At 36.3% G+C, this 19,760-nt stretch carries 11 protein-coding genes; all 11 read left to right on the plus strand.

The window, feature by feature from the left end:
* Positions 1–460: 460 nt before the first annotated feature.
* The 11 genes from DRF61_RS21150 to DRF61_RS21200 all read left to right on the plus strand — a co-directional run bounded on the left by DRF61_RS21150 (position 461) and on the right by DRF61_RS21200 (position 19,744).
* Positions 461–5,140 carry a hypothetical protein gene (locus DRF61_RS21150; RefSeq protein ID WP_111960826.1) on the plus strand — a complete coding sequence of 1,560 codons (4,680 nt, stop codon included), beginning with the start codon at positions 461–463 and terminating at the stop codon, positions 5,138–5,140.
* Positions 5,141–5,251: 111 nt separating this feature from the next.
* Entirely contained in the window at positions 5,252–10,315 is a 5,064-nt protein-coding gene (locus DRF61_RS21155) for a fibronectin type III domain-containing protein (protein WP_167409455.1), read from the plus strand.
* Positions 10,315–10,641 (plus strand): hypothetical protein, encoded by a 327-nt coding sequence (locus DRF61_RS21160; protein WP_111960830.1) that lies wholly within the window; start codon positions 10,315–10,317, stop codon positions 10,639–10,641. Before DRF61_RS21155 ends, DRF61_RS21160 begins: the two co-directional genes overlap by 1 nt.
* A 108-nt stretch (positions 10,642–10,749) precedes the next feature.
* Positions 10,750–11,085, plus strand: a complete 336-nt coding sequence (locus DRF61_RS21165) for a hypothetical protein (RefSeq protein ID WP_111960832.1) — start codon at positions 10,750–10,752, stop codon at positions 11,083–11,085.
* 16 nt (positions 11,086–11,101) lie between these two features.
* Positions 11,102–11,428, plus strand: a complete 327-nt coding sequence (locus DRF61_RS21170; protein ID WP_111960834.1) for a hypothetical protein — start codon at positions 11,102–11,104, stop codon at positions 11,426–11,428.
* A 41-nt stretch (positions 11,429–11,469) separates the two neighbouring features.
* The gene (locus DRF61_RS21175) at positions 11,470–11,784 is read left to right on the plus strand and encodes a hypothetical protein (RefSeq protein WP_111960836.1); all 315 of its coding nucleotides are present in this window, start codon (positions 11,470–11,472) and stop codon (positions 11,782–11,784) included.
* Positions 11,785–12,196: 412 nt separating this feature from the next.
* Positions 12,197–12,934: a DNA/RNA non-specific endonuclease gene (locus DRF61_RS21180; RefSeq protein ID WP_146897076.1), complete on the plus strand. Its 738-nt coding sequence runs from the start codon at positions 12,197–12,199 to the stop codon at positions 12,932–12,934.
* 1 nt (position 12,935) lies between these two features.
* A complete protein-coding gene (locus tag DRF61_RS21185; protein WP_111960840.1) occupies positions 12,936–13,655 on the plus strand; it encodes a hypothetical protein in 720 nt (239 codons plus the stop codon).
* Between the two features lie 5 nt (positions 13,656–13,660).
* Positions 13,661–14,368, plus strand: a complete 708-nt coding sequence (locus tag DRF61_RS21190) for a hypothetical protein (protein ID WP_111960842.1) — start codon at positions 13,661–13,663, stop codon at positions 14,366–14,368.
* Between the two features lie 40 nt (positions 14,369–14,408).
* Positions 14,409–16,502: a fibronectin type III domain-containing protein gene (locus DRF61_RS21195; RefSeq protein WP_146897073.1), complete on the plus strand. Its 2,094-nt coding sequence runs from the start codon at positions 14,409–14,411 to the stop codon at positions 16,500–16,502.
* A 23-nt stretch (positions 16,503–16,525) separates the two neighbouring features.
* A complete protein-coding gene (locus DRF61_RS21200; RefSeq protein ID WP_111960846.1) occupies positions 16,526–19,744 on the plus strand; it encodes a SprB repeat-containing protein in 3,219 nt (1,072 codons plus the stop codon).
* Positions 19,745–19,760 lie beyond the last annotated feature (16 nt).

The raw sequence follows: 19,760 nt of genomic DNA on the forward strand, positions 1-19,760 counted from the left end.
TTATTTTATACTTTATATCAAATTATCGGGAAAAAATTTCTCCAAAGCCTGTTTTCAGTAAAATTAATTTTTATCTTTGCATAAACATTTAATAATGAATTATATGTAATAAATAAGATCAAGCAAACTCGGCGATAGCCCGTAGTGGTAATAGGTGCAGATAGTGATTAGTACTTACTTCAAAGTTCCCATAAGGAGTGGTATGTGATCAGTATCCGTTAAATTACGGTATGAATATGGGGAAAATACCTATAACATAGCCTGCTGTTTTATTTATTTTTACCAACCCAATTAAAAAGTTTTTTCAAGAATTAATAATGGTATCATCATTAGTATTGTTAGCTACATAGGGCATAAAATCGCAATACTTAAGAATGGTTTTTCTGTTAATAATGCTTGAAATCTTTTACATTGTTGTTTGTGTAAAAAAACATATGATTTTGTAAAAATAGTACAATTGATGAAGAATATTTATTTTCTTTTAATACTTTCCGTATATATACTTATGGGCTGCAATAATGCTTTTGCTGCCCATAAAGATTCCCTTCAGTATAATATAAAGGATAAGAACCGTGTTTCTATTCCGGAACTTTATTCCGATCATTTTATAAATAATTCGGATAACGATCCTGAAACCGATGCTGAGATAGGTAAGGCGATTGGAGCTTTCAATACGATTGAAGCCAATGGCCATTTTACCAATACCATAAATCCCAATGATCTTACGGAATTACCGATTGGGGTTAAAGAAAATATATCCAACGTAGAATACGGAATCGTTGTTACCAAAGCTAAATTCACTCCTGAGTATGCCTTAATTAATGTATATGCCCGTGTAGTAACACCACAGCAAGGAGCAGAAGGCGGAAAAAAAACTCTGTTTTTTGGGGCGGAAGATATTAAGCTTTCTTATAATGGAAAGATTATAGGAGATGCCAAGCTATCCTTGCTTGGCGATATCAATATGCCCTTTAATCAGAACCAGTGGATGCTTACTCTTGAAGGGGGAAGGATTAATAAGCTTAACGGAGGAAGCGTCAATGACAATACCTATGTCATTATTGATTGTGACGGTATAAAAGAGTTATCCTTAAAAGGAAATGTGCAGATATCCAGAAATGTTCTGGTTCCTTTGGATGGTAATGGAAGTGTCTTACCTGAGTTTGGCAGTAACGGTCAGACTAACAGGGTTCGTGGAGATTTTGCTTTTAAAGCTACGGACTGGAATGATATTTTAGTAAAAGTGAGTATTACTCCCTTTGTGATCACTTCCCAAATTAAAAATCAGGATAAAGGGTATTTTTCTTTCTTCGTGAATAATGCCGTTTTGGATTTGAGTGACTTACGGACTGATCCAAGTGTGATGTTCCCCCAGTATTATAAAACGCACGGATATTTAATAGGAGGTACGGAATCATGGCGGGGACTGTATGTTCAGACGTTAAATATAGGACTGCCCCAGGAATTTAAAACAGAAGACCATATTGACAGCAGGGTTTCTTTTGAAGCGAATAATCTTTTGATCGATTCTTATGGTGTATCAGGAAATTTTGCGGCCAATAATTTATTCCCCATTGACAGAGGGGTAACCAATAAAGAAAATGCATGGAGGTATTCCCTGGATAAAATTGGAGTTGATTTAGCTGCCTCTAAAATTGTAGGAGCAAACCTGGAAGGAACTGTCCAACTTCCTATTCAGAAGAATAACGACAACCAAAATACTGGTATTCCAAAATATTTAGGGTACCGTGGAATGATAACAGAAGAAGAGTATTTAATTTCTGTTACGACATTTGATGATATCAACTTTGATATCTGGAGTGCCAAGGCAACCATTGCCGTAGGTTCAACCATAGAGATGCGGGTGAAAAATCGTGAATTTTTACCCAAAGCCATTCTTAATGGCAGTCTTGCTATCGGAGCCAACGCTTCCCCTGATGACAATGATCCTAATGAAAAGAAAGATGCTGATTTTAAAGGGGTGAAATTTCAGGGGTTGACCCTTCAAACAAAAGCGCCTTACATCACAGCACAATATTTTGGTGTTGAAGGTGAGCAAAAATTAGCCAATTTTCCGGCAAGTATCAGCGATATTGTTGTTATAGCTGACGGCTCACAGGCCAGCTTAGGCTTTTCTGTAACTGTTGGTTTGCAGGAAGAACGTTTTTCCGCTACGGGTGGAATGATGATAAGAGGCCTTATTGCCAACGATAATAATAAGCAAAGGTGGAAATACGATGGTTTTAATTTAACCAAACTAGGACTTAGAAATGTTGATATCGGTGTAGCCATTGTTTCGGGTGAATTTCAGATAATGCGTAAAGACCCCTTGTACGGCAATGGCTTTACGGCACATCTTAATGCAAAGATCAAAGGAATTAAAGGAATAGAAGTTGACGTTAATGCCGCTTATGGATATAGCACCTTTAGATATTGGGGATTTGAAGGTTCTGTCAAGGGACTTAAGATCCAGGCTACCGCTTTAACGATTACAGGATTTACAGGAGGGGCATTCTATCATATGATTCCGGATAGGGATATGTCTTTAAATCCCGCATATGCCAATAAAGCATTGGTTTTAAAGCCGGATAATACAGTTGGTTTGGCACTGAGAGCCGGAATTTATGGTTCAGTAGCCAGTGAGAAAGCAGTGAGCATTATGGCCGGTTTTAATATTTCTACTAATCCGAATGGTGGTTTGGCTAATATCGGATTTATTGGAGAAGCTGTTGTGATGGCTGATATATCCAAATTAGTTCCCGGTGATCCTTTAGCAGGAGTAAAAGATAAGTTCAAAGAAATGACCGGAAATTCAAAATTCCTGAATGAACTTAAAAATAACAGTCATGTAAATTCTTTCCTTGATACCAAAACTGTTGACGAACAATATCCGGTCACTGAAAAAGTGGATGGTGCGATTTATGCCAAGCTCGCTATGAATTACGATTTCAACAATAGCGTTTTTCATGCAAGCCTTGATGTTTTTGTAGATATTGCTCACGGAATTATTAAAGGAATCGGTCCCAATGGAAGAGCCGGATGGGCAGTGATTCACGTTGCACCTGATGAGTGGTATATGCACATCGGTACACCTACCGATATGATCGGATTAAAAGTTGGTCTGGGAAGTTTTTATCTTCAGTCCGGAAGTTACTTTATGGTAGGAACCCGAATTCCGGGAAGCCCGCCGCCACCACCTGAAGTTGCAGAGATTTTAGGGCTACAGTTAAATGACCTTGATTATATGAGCAGCCTTAATGCGTTAGGAGACGGAAAAGGATTTGCATTCGGAACCCACCTGAAGTTTGATACCGGAGACATGACCGCTTTATTCCTTTACGCCCGTTTCCAGGCAGGTTTAGGAACTGATATTATGCTGAAAAACTATGGTGAGGCAAAATGTTCCAACCGTGGGGGAGATCAGATCGGTATCAACGGATGGTATGCTAACGGACAGGCTTATGTGTACTTACAGGGTGAGCTTGGTATTAAGATAAAACTGTGGTTCATCAAAAAGAAAATTCCTATTATCAAAGCCGGAGTTGCTTCTTTATTACAGGCAAAAGGGCCTAATCCTTACTGGGTGAGAGGATACCTTGGTGGGTATTACAACCTGCTTGGAGGTATGATCAAAGGGCGGTTCAGATTCAAGATGGAATTCGGAGAAGAATGCGTACTGGAAAATTCCTCTGTCCTTGGAGGTATGAAGATCATTTCTGACCTTACTCCTAAAAAAGATGAAACAGATGTAGACGTATTTGCTATTCCGCAGGCAACATTTGCGGTGCGGGTTAATGAGCCTATTGTCATTCCTGAGGACGATGGGGATCATACCTATAAGGTTGTTGTCGATAAGATGACCATCATCGATGACCAGGGTAAAGAAATTAAAGGAGTCATAGAATATGCTAATTCTAAGGATGTAGCCAACTTTGTTTCTGAAGATATTCTTCCTCCAAACAAAACCCTGAAAGCAATTGCGCAGGTAAGCTTTATGGAGAAAAAGAACGGAATGTATGAAGTGGTGATGGCAGACGGCCAAAAAGCAATTGAGATCGAAGAAAGAATCTTTACCACTGGATCAGCTCCGAATGTTATTCCTTTAAGCAATATCAAATATGCATATCCGGTTCCTGAACAGGAAAATTATTACACCGGAGAAGCCAATACAGGTTATATAAAGCTTAAGCGTGGACAGGATTATTTATTTGATGATCCCAACTGGAATACGGTATCAGCTTTTGCTACTGAATCACCAACTGAAAGTAACTTCTCTTATAATGCCAATGATAATACGGTCAACTTCAATACCCCTAATCTTGGTAAACAGAAAGACTACACATTTGCGTTAATTGCTAAAAATAAAAATGGAAATACTACTTCCACAGGAAATGATACAGTTGAAGAAACAGTAAAAACAGAAGAAAATACAGACGATTCTGCTGTATCCGTAACGACGGAAGTGAAAAAAGCTCAAAGCCTTTCCAAAGACGGAGAGATCGAAAGACTGGCTTATACTTTCAGAACAAGTAAATATAATACATTTGAGAACAAGTTGTCTTCATTGAATTTTAATCCGTTATGGATCAAATTAAGCTCCGATGTGGTTACCCTTCAGAATAATATGAATGCTGATGAATACTTTGATGCTACTGAAATTTCCGGTTCAAAATATACAGACAATAAGCCTCTTATTGACCTTACGGCATTGATGGATGATTCTTTTGCAGGTAAATTTAAAGGATTGATTTACAACAATTATCCGATTGATGAATTAACATTAAACAGAGCTGAAAGTGAAGATGATTTTGCCGGAATTCCACCGGTAAAAGCGTTCCCTGTCTTTACTTCATATATGCAGTATTTAGGAAGCGATAAAGGAAACGGATTCTTAAAACAAACGTTCCCATTCAAATATGATTTATTCAGCTATTATAAGTCCGACTGGTATGAGCTGATTTCAAAAGCTGCATCTAAATATGTAGGGTCTCCGGCTAACGTAAGACCAGCCGTGATTAATGCCTTGCTGGAATCAACCTATGGGATTATCCCTGAAACCAGATACAATGTGAAAGCTAAATATACGTTGCCGGGGAATAAGCAGGGAACAGAAAAACAGATTAACTATGAATTTAAATAAGTACATAAAAATACTTATTCACTCAAAAACAACAAATACGAACACCGAAAGATGACTAAGAGTTATTGTAAACTATATAAAAATAATCGGCAAAAGCTTACTGCTTATTGTATGAAGCTCATGGCAGCATTCATGCTTACGGCTTATGGCCTATTGCCTACAGCAAAGGCTCAGCAGTATCCTGTTAAACTGATTCCTGTCGTAATACCACCCTATAGTTTAAAAATAGGGGATTATGCAACAAGTACTGATAACAAGCTTCAATTGCAGGTTCTAATGACAGATTTGCTGGAGCCTCAGCATCAGACAGGAATTAAATTTTCCCTGGAGGCGGGTTTAAATGCTGTTCCACTGGCGAGATCTAACGATTTTATTGTGGGCATGAATCCTTTTATGCTCTATCCCGGTAACAATGTTACCCTGACCAATGTAGATCTCAGATCATTATTTGAACTTCAGAACCTTTCAGGAATCAATGCTGTTCAATACTCCAAACCACTTTCGGATGGGGTGTATCAGTTCTGCTTTCAGGCTTATGATTATTTTACTAAAAACAATCTTTCAGCTAAAACATGTGCTACGGTGTTCATGGTTCAGTATGATCCGCCCATGCTTACGCTGCCACAAAATGCCGAAAAAGTTCAGGCGCTTTCACCTTACAGCGGAGGAGCCGGTATAGTGTTCCAATGGATGCCCAGACAGATTGCACCCAACACGAAATATATTTTTACCTTAAAAGAGCTTTGGGATCAGGGGCAAAGTCCGATTTCAGGATTTCTTTCTGCACCTCCACTCTGGACCGAAGAAACCTATGCGCCTACCTTATATTATGGCATTGATAAGACACAGCTGATACCGGGCAAGAGATATGCCTGGCAGGTACAGGCAAAATCAGGAAATCCTGTTTTGGGAGCTAATCCTACCGATGATAACGGAGTGTATAAAAACAATGGTCTATCAGAAATCTTTTACTTTGATTACGTAGAAAACTGTGCTGTTCCTACACTTTTAATGGCAAAAAATGTAGGCAGGGGAAGGGTAGAACTTCAATGGAGTATTGCAGGCCAACCGGCAGGTCTGTATAATGTGCAGTACCGTAAAAAAGGAAGCACAGCGGAATGGGTAAGCCAGCAAAGTTATCAGGCTTCTGCCATTCTTACCGGACTGGAAGACCAAACCGAGTACGAATACCGTATCGGTTCTGTGTGTGGAAATACACAGACTTTTAATAACACCAATCCATTTGAAAACGGCAATTCCGGAGGAAATGCCTATTCATATAGCGGAATACAATATTTCACAACAGATGCTAATGATGTAGATAATAATTACCAGTGCGGGATTATGCCTGCCATTGATATAGCTAATAAAACTCCATTAAATACTCAATTAGGAAATAATGAAGTCTTTATGGCGGGAGATTTCCCTGTTACCGTATTATCAGCACAGGGAAGTGGAGTATATACAGGAACAGGATATATTGAAGTTCCGTATTTGGCGGATACAAAAATTAAGGTAAGTTTTAACAACATTAAGCTTAATACCGATAAAAAGCTTATCGAAGGAGTTATTGAAACCACCTATGATCCTAACGAATCTGCTGTGCATTATGCTTCGGGAGGTTTAGGAGAAACGTTCGGTGATGCAGGAGTAAAAGACGTTACTGTTAATTATGTGGTAACTGATATAAAGTATACGGCAACACCGCCACCGGGGAAAATTACTGTTTATGGAGATTTCGGAACAGGCGGAACCCCAAGTCAACAGGATTTCCCGGGAGGAAAAGATTATCAGATCAAAGACAAAGAGGGTAACATCTGGACGGTTGATGAAAATGGTAATGTAACCAAAGTAGGTAAAGAGGCAGAAGGCGGTGCGTCGACTTCATCAAATACAGAAGGCGTTACCGGAAGTGGAAATACAGCGGCTGTAAACCAATATACTGCAAAAGGTATTAAAATCGAATGGAAAGAAGATGCCAATGGAAAATTCGCGTATGATACCGCAGATAAAACAAAACTTCCAAAATCTAAATATCCGTCAGTAAAAGATACAGAAAACAATACCGTATATGTACCTTATAAAGCTACGGTAAACAAACAAACTGAACTGTTTGATGCTAAAGTAACCATTACTGATCCAACGCTTAAAGATGCCAAAATTATCTTTAAAACGTTGAGCTTAGGGAAGGCAATTGAAGCTATAGAACTTAACAAAACAGATACAGAAAGAAATTACCAGCTAAAACTTCCGGGAACATTTGATTATGCAGAGGAAGAAGTGATTGCTGTACTGATGCCGAAAGAAAGTACAGGAAAACAAAAAGTAATCAGCAATTTCCGATTAGTACATTTAAGTCCTAAAACGGTCAATGTAAGCCTGGTGCCATTAGATGCCAATTCTCAATCTAAACTACAGGCACAGGGCAATAAGATCAATCAGATCTATAATAAGATCGGAGTCAACTTTACCGTAAAAGAAGAACCTGTTTTAGATATCAGCAGCATTGTAAGCGGTAATACGATAGGAAGTGAAGATTCTGACCTGATGAGTACCTACAGCCCTCAGCAGCAGCAGATCAACGCATTGTATAAAGATACTGATGCAAGATATGTCCTATTCGTTACCAACAAGACTTCTTCTACGGGTCAGAACGGGTATATGCGTCTGAACGGTCAGTTTGGATATGTATACAATAATGCTCCGCAGAAAACAGGTGCCCATGAATTAGGTCATGGAGTGTTTAAACTGGAACACCCTTGGAAAGCTTACCAGACGACAAAAGGTGCTACAGATCTGTTAATGGATTACAGCACAGGAGAAGAGCTTTCTCATCTGGACTGGAAGCAGGTAAATGACCCTGCGTTTAAGTTGTATGCATTCCAAAGTCAGGGTAGCGGTGAGATTGCAGGAGGTTTTGGTTTGACACCAGATTTCAAATTAATTAAAGCAAATACTTCGACTGCTGTTCATGGAAATGTTGTAAAAGTTGGAGAAGGATTTTTACCTGGCTTTATTGAGAATGAAATTCAGTATCAGTGGGTAGAATCTCAAAAAGCATATTATCCAAATGGTGATGTACAGAAGGGAGCCTATTCATCTACGGTTACTCCAAAAAATGAAAATACAGTCTGGTTAATTTACGATCATGAGGCAGTTTGCGGAAAATCAAAATTTATCAAAACTACATTTGCGGAAGTAACAGCAAATATATTGTCGAAGACTGACAAGACTCAGGCATTAGCAGATTATATCCAGCAATATGATAAGATTGATGATAAGACAAAACCTATCTACTCTGGATTTATTGCTTGTTCAGGTACAGGAACGGGATCTGGTAGTGGATTGAAGTCTATTGATGATTTATATAAACGACCGTCTACCGGTGATGGTACGGCTACAGATGAATCCAAAGATGTTGTAGACTATACAGGAAGATTTACTGCCGAGGAAATTCAGGCCATGTTGGGAACAATTGTTTCTAATAAAAACTCTACCGGAATTAAGGGGAAAATCTTTATTACTGACGAAAATACAGCTGCTTCAGTACTTCAAAAAGTCCAGGCGAGATACAATCAGCCGGAAGCTAAGGAGATGGTAATCTGGCTGAATGTAAACAGTCAGACTAAGAAATTCGATATCAAGATCAATGTTGGAAGTGGTCTTCCTGAATATGCCGGAAAATCTGTTAAGCAAATAGAACAAATGCTGAAACAGAATTCTGCTTGGATAGACGATTTCTGGCTGATGAAATTCAATCCGCTTACTGCAATTCTAGATGGTGTTTCGGAATTACTTACCAAAGCTAAAATTCCGGAAAGATATTATAATCCTGATGTTACGGATTACAATCCTTTCCCTGCGAAGATTTACTCTTATGTAAGTTTAAGAGTTATTAGTGACGAATTAAGCACTTTAACAGGTTCGTCAACAGATACAAAATATTTACCAAGCAGAATAGATTTTGCATTTACATGTGGAGTTTGGAACGGTTTAGTCGGTACAGCGGCAGCAATACCTGAAGGCGGTTCATTCTTAATCAAAATGATTACCAATGAGGAGAATGCCAGAACTAACCTTGCAACCGCTATTTCTAAAATACAGTGGAAGGATGTAAAAGGCATGGTTGGCGAACAATGGGATAAATACACTGCCAATCCTTGTATGAAAGCTTATGGAGCTGGTGAAGTAACATTTGTTGTAGCATCTTGCTTTATAGGAGCCGGAGAGATCAAAGGCGCAACTGCTGTAGTTCAGACTTTGGATAAGCTGGATGTAATGGGGCAATTGCTTGGGAAAACTATTCAAATCGCAGGAAAAGTAATTAAACCAGTAGTAAGTGCATCTGGAAAAGCAGTAAAATATGTTCTGAAAGAAGGTGTTGATTTTATAAAAAGAATTGATATCAAAGTTACACCAAGTGGATTTGGATGTGGCTTCCCAATTCAGAATATAAAAATTTCTTTAAAAAATAAACTTGTAAACCTAACTGAGCAGGAAGCACAAGGAATTAAACAAAAGATTGAGCAGGCAATAAATAATGAAGGAGGACTAGATAAACTTCCTGTTGATGAAAATGGAAATCATCTGGTAGAAATTGAAGTTGATGGAGAAAAGGTTACGGCGGTTGTAGGAAGTGAGGATGGATTGAATAAAATTGGACCTTCTGGTGAAATAACTTTTGTTAAAGATATTATAACTAAGAAAGTATTGAAAGTTATAAAGAAATGGGATGCAAAATTAGGAGCTATGGTAGAATATCCAAAATACAATAATGTTGCATTAGGAAAAAGTCTTGGAGGAAAATTGGAGGAATTCGGTAAACAAGTTGGTGCAAATGTATGGACTGACAAAACAGATAAAATATTTACAGATATGTATGTTTTAATGGAAAGTAGAAGTTTTGAACGTAATATCACAGATGTTTTAAATGAAACAATAAATCAGAACGAAGGAAAAATTTTGTTTGATATTACTGGTGTAAATATTCAAAAAGCTATTGATGGAGGTTTAGTTCATAATCCTAAATTGGTTAACGATGGTTTCATCACTGAACTGGAGCTACAGATGATTATAAGAAATGAAAGTTGGCTTAATAATGTTATTTTTCATGAAGCCGGGAAAGTGCTAACAAAAGAAGAAATCACTAGTAAAAGTATTAAATTAATAAAATAATGACACAAACTGAAATAATATCAAAATTTACTGATAAGAAAATTATAGGAATTGTTCATGATTATTATAAGAATAGACTTACAATTAATTTTGACAATAATCTCAATATAATTTTTGAAGATTGTGTTTTAGCTTTTGATTCGGGAGTAATAAAACAAATCATATCGTTCATTTCATTTTCGGGAACATTAGGAATGACATTAGAATTAAAATCAATGGGACTTGACCCTGAGAAATATAATTTTATAATTTTTAGTAAGGATATCACTGATTATGAAAATAAAAGTGAACTAAAAATTGCTTATAAAAAAGTTAAAATATACTGATAATTTCTAATGGAGTTCCGATTGGTTTAATAATACTATATTTCATGATGGTGGTAAGGTCTTGACTAAAGAAGAAATAATAGGAAAAGGAATTAAAATAATAAAATAATGGAAGAAATTAAAAATTTAACTGTTACAGGAGTAAATCATTATTATAAATCTGAAAAAGTTGTTATTCTATTTGATGATGAGACAAAATATTTAACATTTTCTGGATGTTCTCTGATCTTTGATTCTGGAATAATAGGACAAAAAATAAAAATTGCAGAAGAATACAATGGAGAAATGGGATTTGTTATAGGTTTAAAATCAATTGGTTTAGACGCTGATGATTATAAGTACTTTTTAGTAAAAGGAGAAGATGGTCAAGAACATTATCAGAATCAAATTCGTATAGCATGTAAATCATTTGAGGTTGAGTTTATAGGAAAAGGGGCTCTATAAAATTAAGTTATGTCTTATGAATATTGAAAATATGTCTTTGATTGGGCTGAAAATAAAAGGAATAGTAAGTATTAGTATAAATAAAGAACTAATTATTTTATTTGATAATGATACATCTTTACATTTCTATGATTGTATAATGTATATAGATTCAGGTGTAGTTAATGGAGTTTTAAAATCTGTTAAGGAATATTCAGGAGAAATGGGTTTCGTTACAACTCTAAAAGGAATGAATATAGATTGGGATGATTATAAATTTTGTTATTTGAATGTAGGCGATGAATATCCTTTTTCACAACAAGATAAACTAAGAATAGCTTATAAAACAGTTCAATTAACTTAAATAGATATGAAAATTTATAAAATTAAAGAATTGTAATTTATATGGATTGGAGAAATATTAAGGAAAATTATTCAAATTACTTAGGCCCATATAAAGACTTAAAACAAGAATTTGTATGGCTAGATAGTGAATATAATTTTGATGAAGCAGATACGGATGAAACTTGGAATAATATAAGTAGTAAAGAGAAACAATTACAAAGACTTTATAGATCGAAATCAAGTAAAAAGACAGAAGGTTTTAGATTGGGTCTTTTTAATTATGAAGAAAGTATATTAGATTTAGTAGAAGCCATAAACTTAGTACTACGAAATCTGAAAAAACAAAAAAAACTAACATTCAAATTACAAGGTTAATAGCACATCTATATTTACAAAAAAAATATATAGATACGTTTCGAAATTCTAGAAAAATTAAAAATTTATTGTATGATCGAATAAAATATATAATTTATGATTGCCTAAATGGTGAATTGGAAGAGTATTTTGTTGAAAAAATAAATATCCTTTATTATGAAAGTAAATTAGAAATAGCCCAAATGTATTATAAGAGTATAACTAATGAAGATTAAAAGAAATTGTTTTACTTTCTTGTAAAGATTTAGAATCTGCAAAAGCATTAGCTGCTGCTACAGGCAAAAAAGTATACACCACCGACGGGGCAATAACGGTTTTTGAAAACGGTATCCGTCGTGCAGATGGTTCAGAGTGGTATCATATTAATCCTGATGGTACAAGCACCAAAATACAGCCACCTGTTACAGAATGTGTGAACTGTACCGGAGAAGGTGTAGAGATGGGCAAATCATTCTCAGGAAATCTTGATGCTGATATAATGCAAAATCTTAACAGTACTTTAGGAGCTACCAGAGTAGCAGAGTTACTTGAAATTACAAGACAGCTCCCAAGTACTTGGACGATTAAAAAACTTGACGGAAAACTTGTTTTAGTAGATAAAGATGGCAAGAGATGGGCTGAGATTTTAAATAACGAAATACGTGCTACAGGAGGTGACGCCGGACAGGGATGGAATAAATTCCTTAATGTTGCACCGCCATTGATGAAGAACTTCCGATATGTAGTTGATAATGGCAGATATGTTTTTGAAACTGATGAGCTTGGTAGAGTAAATAAAGCGGTAATGGAAGATCTAGACTTCCATACAAGAGCAAGAAATGAAACCTATCAACAGGAAACTAAAAAAGTAAAAGATGGATATCCGAATGATGATGGTGGACATATTTTCAGAAATGAATGGGGAGGGCCGAGTGAACAAATTAATTATTTCTCCCAAAATGCTGCTCAGAACAGAGCTGGTGGTGAATGGTATAATATGGAAAAGGCTGTTTCGGATTTTAAAAAACTTAATCCAAGTACCAAAGTTAAAGCGGAAATTTATTTTAAGTTTTCAGGAGACTCTAAGCGACCTTTTGAAGTTGGTGTGGATATCTATACAAATGGTAATTATAATGAGAGCTTAAGTGTAAGGAAAATTAAAAATCCATAAGATGAATATAAATATTGAAACTTTAGTTAATGCAATTTATAACTATTACAATGAGTACGTATACAAAAAAATAATTGTAGAATATCAGTTTACAGAATCGGGAAGCTATAAGTTTTTTGTAAAATATATTATGGATTCGGGAGAGGTGGTCTCAACGACTAAAAGTCCGAGACCAATTGATGATGAAATAGAAATAGTATCTAAATATTTTGAGAATACAATTAATACAGTAGAGAGATTTAACAAGTTTTTGATTGAAATAGATAATAATAAGAATTTTTCAGAGAATCATTTTTGGGATAAGGGTAAGGAAAAGGATGATTTGCTTGCAGGTGCTGAAATATTTTTCCAATGGGCAAATGACAGAATGATGTCAATGATTTTTGAGTTTGAACAAGAAAATAATTTACTCCCGACTCAATATGATAATGACGATGAGTTAGAATATCTGAGTTCCTGGGATAGCGGGGTATTTACTTTTCATATTAATGATAAAAATGAATTGGAATATAAAATAGTTCTAACCAAAGATGGAGTTGAAAGAGTACTGGAAATGTCTTTGAAAGATTATTTTATAGAAGGAATTTTAGAACACCACCAAATAACTAATACAGAACTTTCAGATGAATGGAAGCCTTGGAATACTTTGATAATTAAATCACCTCATAATAGTATTCCTTATGATAAAGTGGATGAATTTGTGAGTTATATATTGGAATAAAGTTAATGAAGAATATTATTGAAATTTTAGACTCGCATTTAAATAATTATAAATGGAAGCAAGCTGAGGTAGTTATAAGAATTACTCCGGGATCAATGGGATATGAGTCATTATTTTTCACTGATGAAAACAATAATGAAGAAGATTTTTGGATTGACTTTAAAGAAATGAGAATACTCTTTGATAGGTTGAGGGAAAGTTATAGTAAATCAAAAGACACTGGAAATAAATTCAATAGATATAAATTTATTTTAAGCAGTGAGGGAACTTATTCTGAAAAATACTGGTGGGACGCAGAACAAGATAGACAAGATCTATTAAAAGGTGCTGAAGTATTTTTCCAGTGGGCAAATGAAAGAATGATGTCTATGATATTTGAGTTTGAAAAAGATAATAATTTACTGCCGACTCAATATGACAATGATGATGAATTAGAATATTTGAGCTCTTGGGATAGTGGAGTATTTACTTTTCATATTAATGATAAAAGTGAATTGGAATATAAAATTGTCCTTACCAAAGATGGTGTTGAAAGAGTATTGGAAATGCCATTAAAAGATTATTTTATAGAAGGGATTTTAGAACATCATAAGATAACGAATACAATCCTTTCTGATGAATGGAGACCTTGGAATACTTTGATAATTAAGTCACCTCATACTGGTATTCCTTATGACAAAGTAGATCAGTTTGTGAGCTACATTTTAGAATAGCTATTACGCAACACGTATGAAATTAAAAAAACAACATATTTTGAATAAATATTTATTACTGCTATTGCTGTTTTCGTTTCCTTTTTTATGGGGACAGCAGAAGGATAAAGACAAAACAATCATTCCTCATATCCGTCTAAAAGTAGACGGTAAGAAAGACCGTATTTCTTTGCGATGGGCAGTAGATGAACCAATAGCCTGGCAGAAAGCCAATAAAATCGGATTTTCCTTAAAAAGATTCACCCTTTCCCGTGACGGAAAAGTTCTTCCAAAAGCAGAAGAAAAAGATTTGGGAATTTTCAAACCCGCTTCCGAAAACGAATGGAAGAAAGTGGTTGAGAAAAATGATAATGCAGCCATTGTTGCACAATCTCTTTTCGGTGATAGCTTCGAAGTGGAAATGGGTGAGAAGCAGGGTAAGCTGGAAGGTGTGGTCAACAAATCCCAGGAAGTTGAGCAGCGGTTTGCTTATGCCTTAATGGCTGCCGACCTGGATTTTGAAGTGGCAAAACTGGCAGGCTGGGCTTACACAGACACCAATGTGAAATCTAATGAAAGGTATCTCTACACCATAAGCATCAATACTTCTGAAGGAACATTATTAGTTCAAAAAGGAGATGCCTTAGCGGCTGTTTCATCAACTCATGAGCTTCCTAAACCCCTTGATTTTATCGGAATATTTAAAGATAAAACCGTTACCCTTTCATGGGAATATTTACAATTGAGAGATACATATACAGCTTATTATGTTGAGAAATCTCAGGATGGAGCCAGCTTCAAATCCTTAGGGGATCTTCCTGTGATGAACATGAATGACAATGATGGAAGACAGGTTCAGGGAATGACCTTTGTGGATTCTTTAGCTCAAAATAACTCTACATTCAGCTATCGTATTCGAGGGAAAACAATCTTCGGAGATTATGGTCCTTATTCCGAAATCGTTTCAGGAGCAGGAAAGAAAAGCCTTGAGGCAACACCAAGGATCTCAGATTTTATTATTGATGAAAATGAAGATATCAAACTTGAATGGGAATTTCCACAGGAAGACGAAAAAAATATTGCTTCTTTCGAATTATTGCACTCCGAAACTGATCTACAGAACACCTATAAAGTGATCAAAAACAAGATCCCGGTGAGCAGCAGAAGCATCATTACAAAAAGCTTAGCGGCATCCAATTATTATAAGATACAGGCCATCGGTAAAGCAGGGGATAAAAGAGAATCTTTCTCAGTTCTTGCACAGCCTAATGATACAACACCTCCGGAAACGCCATTACAGTTTGAAGGGAAAATAGATTCATTGGGAGTAGCCCATCTGAAATGGAAAGCCAATACAGAAAAAGACATGGAAGGCTACCATATTTTCAGAGGAATACAAAAAGGGGATGAACTAGTTCGTGTAACTCCTCAGGCGATTACCAAAAACCATTTTGAAGATAAGGTTGTTTTAGAAAACCTTAACTCGAAGGTGTATTATTATGTAACGGCAACAGACAGAAGGAAAAATCAGTCCAAACCATCAATTATTCTTGAATTGGAAAAACCCGATAAAGTGAAACCTCAAACTCCGGTTTTTACAGAATATAAGCTGGAAGATGATGGAAAAATCACCATTAACTGGATGAGAAGCCATAGTGATGATGTTGAGGTTCACCAATTATTCCGTAAAGCAAAAGATGATGCAGACAAAAGCTGGAAAATGATTTATGAGACTAAAGACATAAAACCGGACTATACGTACACCGATAAGGATGTAGAAGCAGATAAAAGCTACACGTATTATTTATTGGCGGTTGATAAAAGTAAGCTAAAGTCTGATAAGTCTCAGGAGATGACTCTGAGAAGCAACAGAATTGAGGCTTTATCAATATTAACAAATCTTTCAGGTTCAGCCAATAGAAATAAGAAACAGATTGAACTTAACTGGAAAATTACTGGTAAAGATGTTGGCGAAATTATAGTCTACCGTCAGAAAGGCACTGAAAAGCCAACGATGTGGGGAACCCTTAATGGAGCACAGAATTTTCTCGAAGATAAATCGGTTCAGGTAGGAAATTCATATACCTATTTATTAAAGCCGATGTTAAAAAGCAATCAGGTTGCTAAAACTGAAAAAATCACAATCGAATATTAGGACACAAATACAATACGAAAACAATGAAAAAATTTTTATTACTGCTATTAATAATAACCAATATCTTTCTTTGGGGGCAAGGAGGACAGGCTGAATATAAGATTGAACTATATGGTCTTAACTACAGCGTTAATGCCGGAGTGAAAAACAGTACGAGCTCTCATGTCACCATTACGGTTATTTATAATGATAATTCTACTGAAGATCTGTATTTCAGACCCATTGCTAATAATGGGGATAATGAGAATAACTGGACATTAAGCCCTCCGCAAACTTCATCAAAGCTCCCTGTTACTGCCCATACTGAGGGATTTGTGAACTTCAGAACCGGTACAGATGCCACCTACGATCAGTATGATGCCATCAATATATGTAATGAGAACAACTACAACGTTGATACACATTCACCGAGAATGACATGGATATCGTATAAGATGAAGGTAACTCCTATTCATACATTAGTATCATTAACCGATGCAGGAGCTACAAATACGGTTTTGCCTTCTGAGGATAAAATTAATTTATATGCCAGACAGGGCTTTGCGGCAAATTTATACCATTATCAGTATAGCTTGGATAATGTAAACTGGGTTGATATATCGCCTTCATTATCAAATCTCAACAAGCTAAGCGTTTCTGCCAAAGACCTTTTTGGAAATAATTACTCACAATATATTGGCCAGAACATTTACTTTAGAGTTACCTCTTGTTTGTCCAACGGAGTTTATCAGTCTGTTTCTTCGCCTGTCGTTTTAACTATGATAAAATCTGCTCCACATGTGCTTTCAAGTACGGTTACTCCTACCAAATGCTTTGATACTACAGATGGTACGGTAACTTTAAACTTCGACAGAACGCTTGTAACTGGTGAAACTTTAAAGATATCATTGGTCAATACCGTAACAGGTGCTGCGGTTTTAAATCAGGATATTACTGGTGATTTGCAGGCCAGCACTTCATACACCTTACAAAATTTACCACCCGGGACCTATAAATTGGATTTGTTAGGAACTTATAACGGAAATGCAACCTATACCGACAGCCCAAGTCACACCATTAATTTTGAGATAACAAAACCCACTCCGGTTACTTTTTCCATGACTTCCCAAACCAATGTGTATTGTTTTCAGGGAAGCGACGGGGTTATTAATTTAACCGCAGCAGGAGGACAAAACCAATTTCAGTATAAAGTAACCAAAGACGGACAGCCCTTTTTGGATTGGACGAATTTCAACAGTGGAAATACTGCCCAGATACAAAACCTTGCAGCAGGAATTTATAAAATCAAAGTAAGAGATTCCAACCTTTGTGTGGCCAAGGAAAATGGTAATGAAAAAGAAATCACGGTTACTATTACCCAACCTAGCGCAGCTATTGCAATTCCATCTGCTGAGGTTGATATTTCACAGCCAACAGGATATGGACTAAGTAATGGCTATATTTCGGTAAGAGTCGTAGGGGGAACGCCTAATACAGACGGATCATACAATTTCGAATGGAGAAAAGACAGCCCTACAGGCCCGGTTATCACTACGGGAATTACGACTGATTTGGTGAATAACCCTTATACCATTAAGATAGATGGGCTTCCGGCCGGAAACTATTATCTGACGGTAAAAGATAAAAATTATGCCAATGCATCAAGCCAGTTAGGTAATTGTGGAATTATCTCCCAGGAATTCATTGTAAGCCAGCCAGATCCTCTTACAGTTAACATCCAGGTTGACAAACAGATATCCTGTAATATAGCCAATAATTACCAGTATAAACCGGATTTGGATAACAACGGAGTTCCGGATGAGGCAGAAGACGGTATCCTTAAAGCTATTGTAACAGGTGGTGTCGGAACTTATACTTATCAATGGCAGATTTTAAATGGCGGACTCTTCCAGAATATTGCTGGAGCAACACAGTCTACCCTGGGAAATCTTACAACCGGAACCTATAAAGTATTGGTAAAAGATGCCAATAACAATATGGCAGATACACAATATACTTTAGTATTTCCGGCAGAACTTGCGATAACTCTTTCTGCCAATACTATAGCATGTTACAACCAAAGCAGTGGTCAGGTTTCCGTGGCCGCCACAGGAGGTACAGGCGGATACACCTATCAATGGAATACCAATGATACGACACCTACGGTAACAGGTCTTTCGGCAGGAAACTATTTTGTTTTGGTTAATGATACAAAAAACTGTAAAGTAAGCGGAAGTGTTCAGATCCAAGGACCCAATCAGCTGCTTATTAATGATATTTCAGTACAAAACCCGATCTGTTTTGGTGCCAATAATGGTGAAATTAAAATAGAGGTTTCAGGAGGAAAAGCTCCATACAATATTGTTTGGTCCAATGGAGTAACAGGACTGAATAATACATCAATTCCTTCAGGAGTTTATACTGTCACAGTCACGGATGCTAATGGATGCAGCATTTTCAGAAATTATACGCTGACAGATCCCACGCAGCTTATTGTAGATTTAGGAAAGGACATTACATTGTGCTTGGGAGATAGCCAAACTTATAATGTAGCCATCAGTGATCCGGCAGCAACCTATCAATGGAAAGATCAAAACGGAAATATAATTTCTACAAATCCGTCAATTACTTTATCTAATGCGGGAACGTATACTGTACTCATTACAGACTCTAAAGGGTGTACAGCCACTGACAGCGTAATAATCAAAAACTCTTCAGAAGTTTTGAATCCACAGTTTATGCTGACCACTCATGCGTACAGAGAAGCAACAGTAGTATTGGTTAATACTTCTCCAACACAACCACAAACGGTAGAATGGGTTATTCCTGATACACCGGATATCCAGGTTATTAATAAAACAAAGGATTTTTTAGAACTGAAATTCTCTAAGCTTGGAGCTTATGAAATAGGTCTGAAAGGAACTCAGGGAGCATGCGAAAAAACATTCTATAAAAAAGTAATTGTTGAAGAAAATACTACAGGAGTAAATCTTAATCCCGAAAAAGCCTCTAATGTCAGGGAGTTTACCATTCTTCCGAACCCTAATAACGGAGTGTTTAAAGTATTGGTAGGTCTGGAAAAAGCGGCTATCATTAATATCAGAATTATTGATATGATTTCCCATGAAGTGTATCCTGCCACAAAGTTGACTCCATCAACGTATTTTACAGTACCATTCAATACATCGCTTCCTGGTGGATCTTACCTGATCATACTCGAAACAGGTAATGAGGCATTGGTAAAGAAAATGCTTGTACAATAATAACCATGACAAACTA

Source organism: Chryseobacterium lathyri (assembly GCF_003290185.1).
Classification (GTDB): Bacteria; Bacteroidota; Bacteroidia; order Flavobacteriales; family Weeksellaceae; genus Chryseobacterium; species Chryseobacterium lathyri.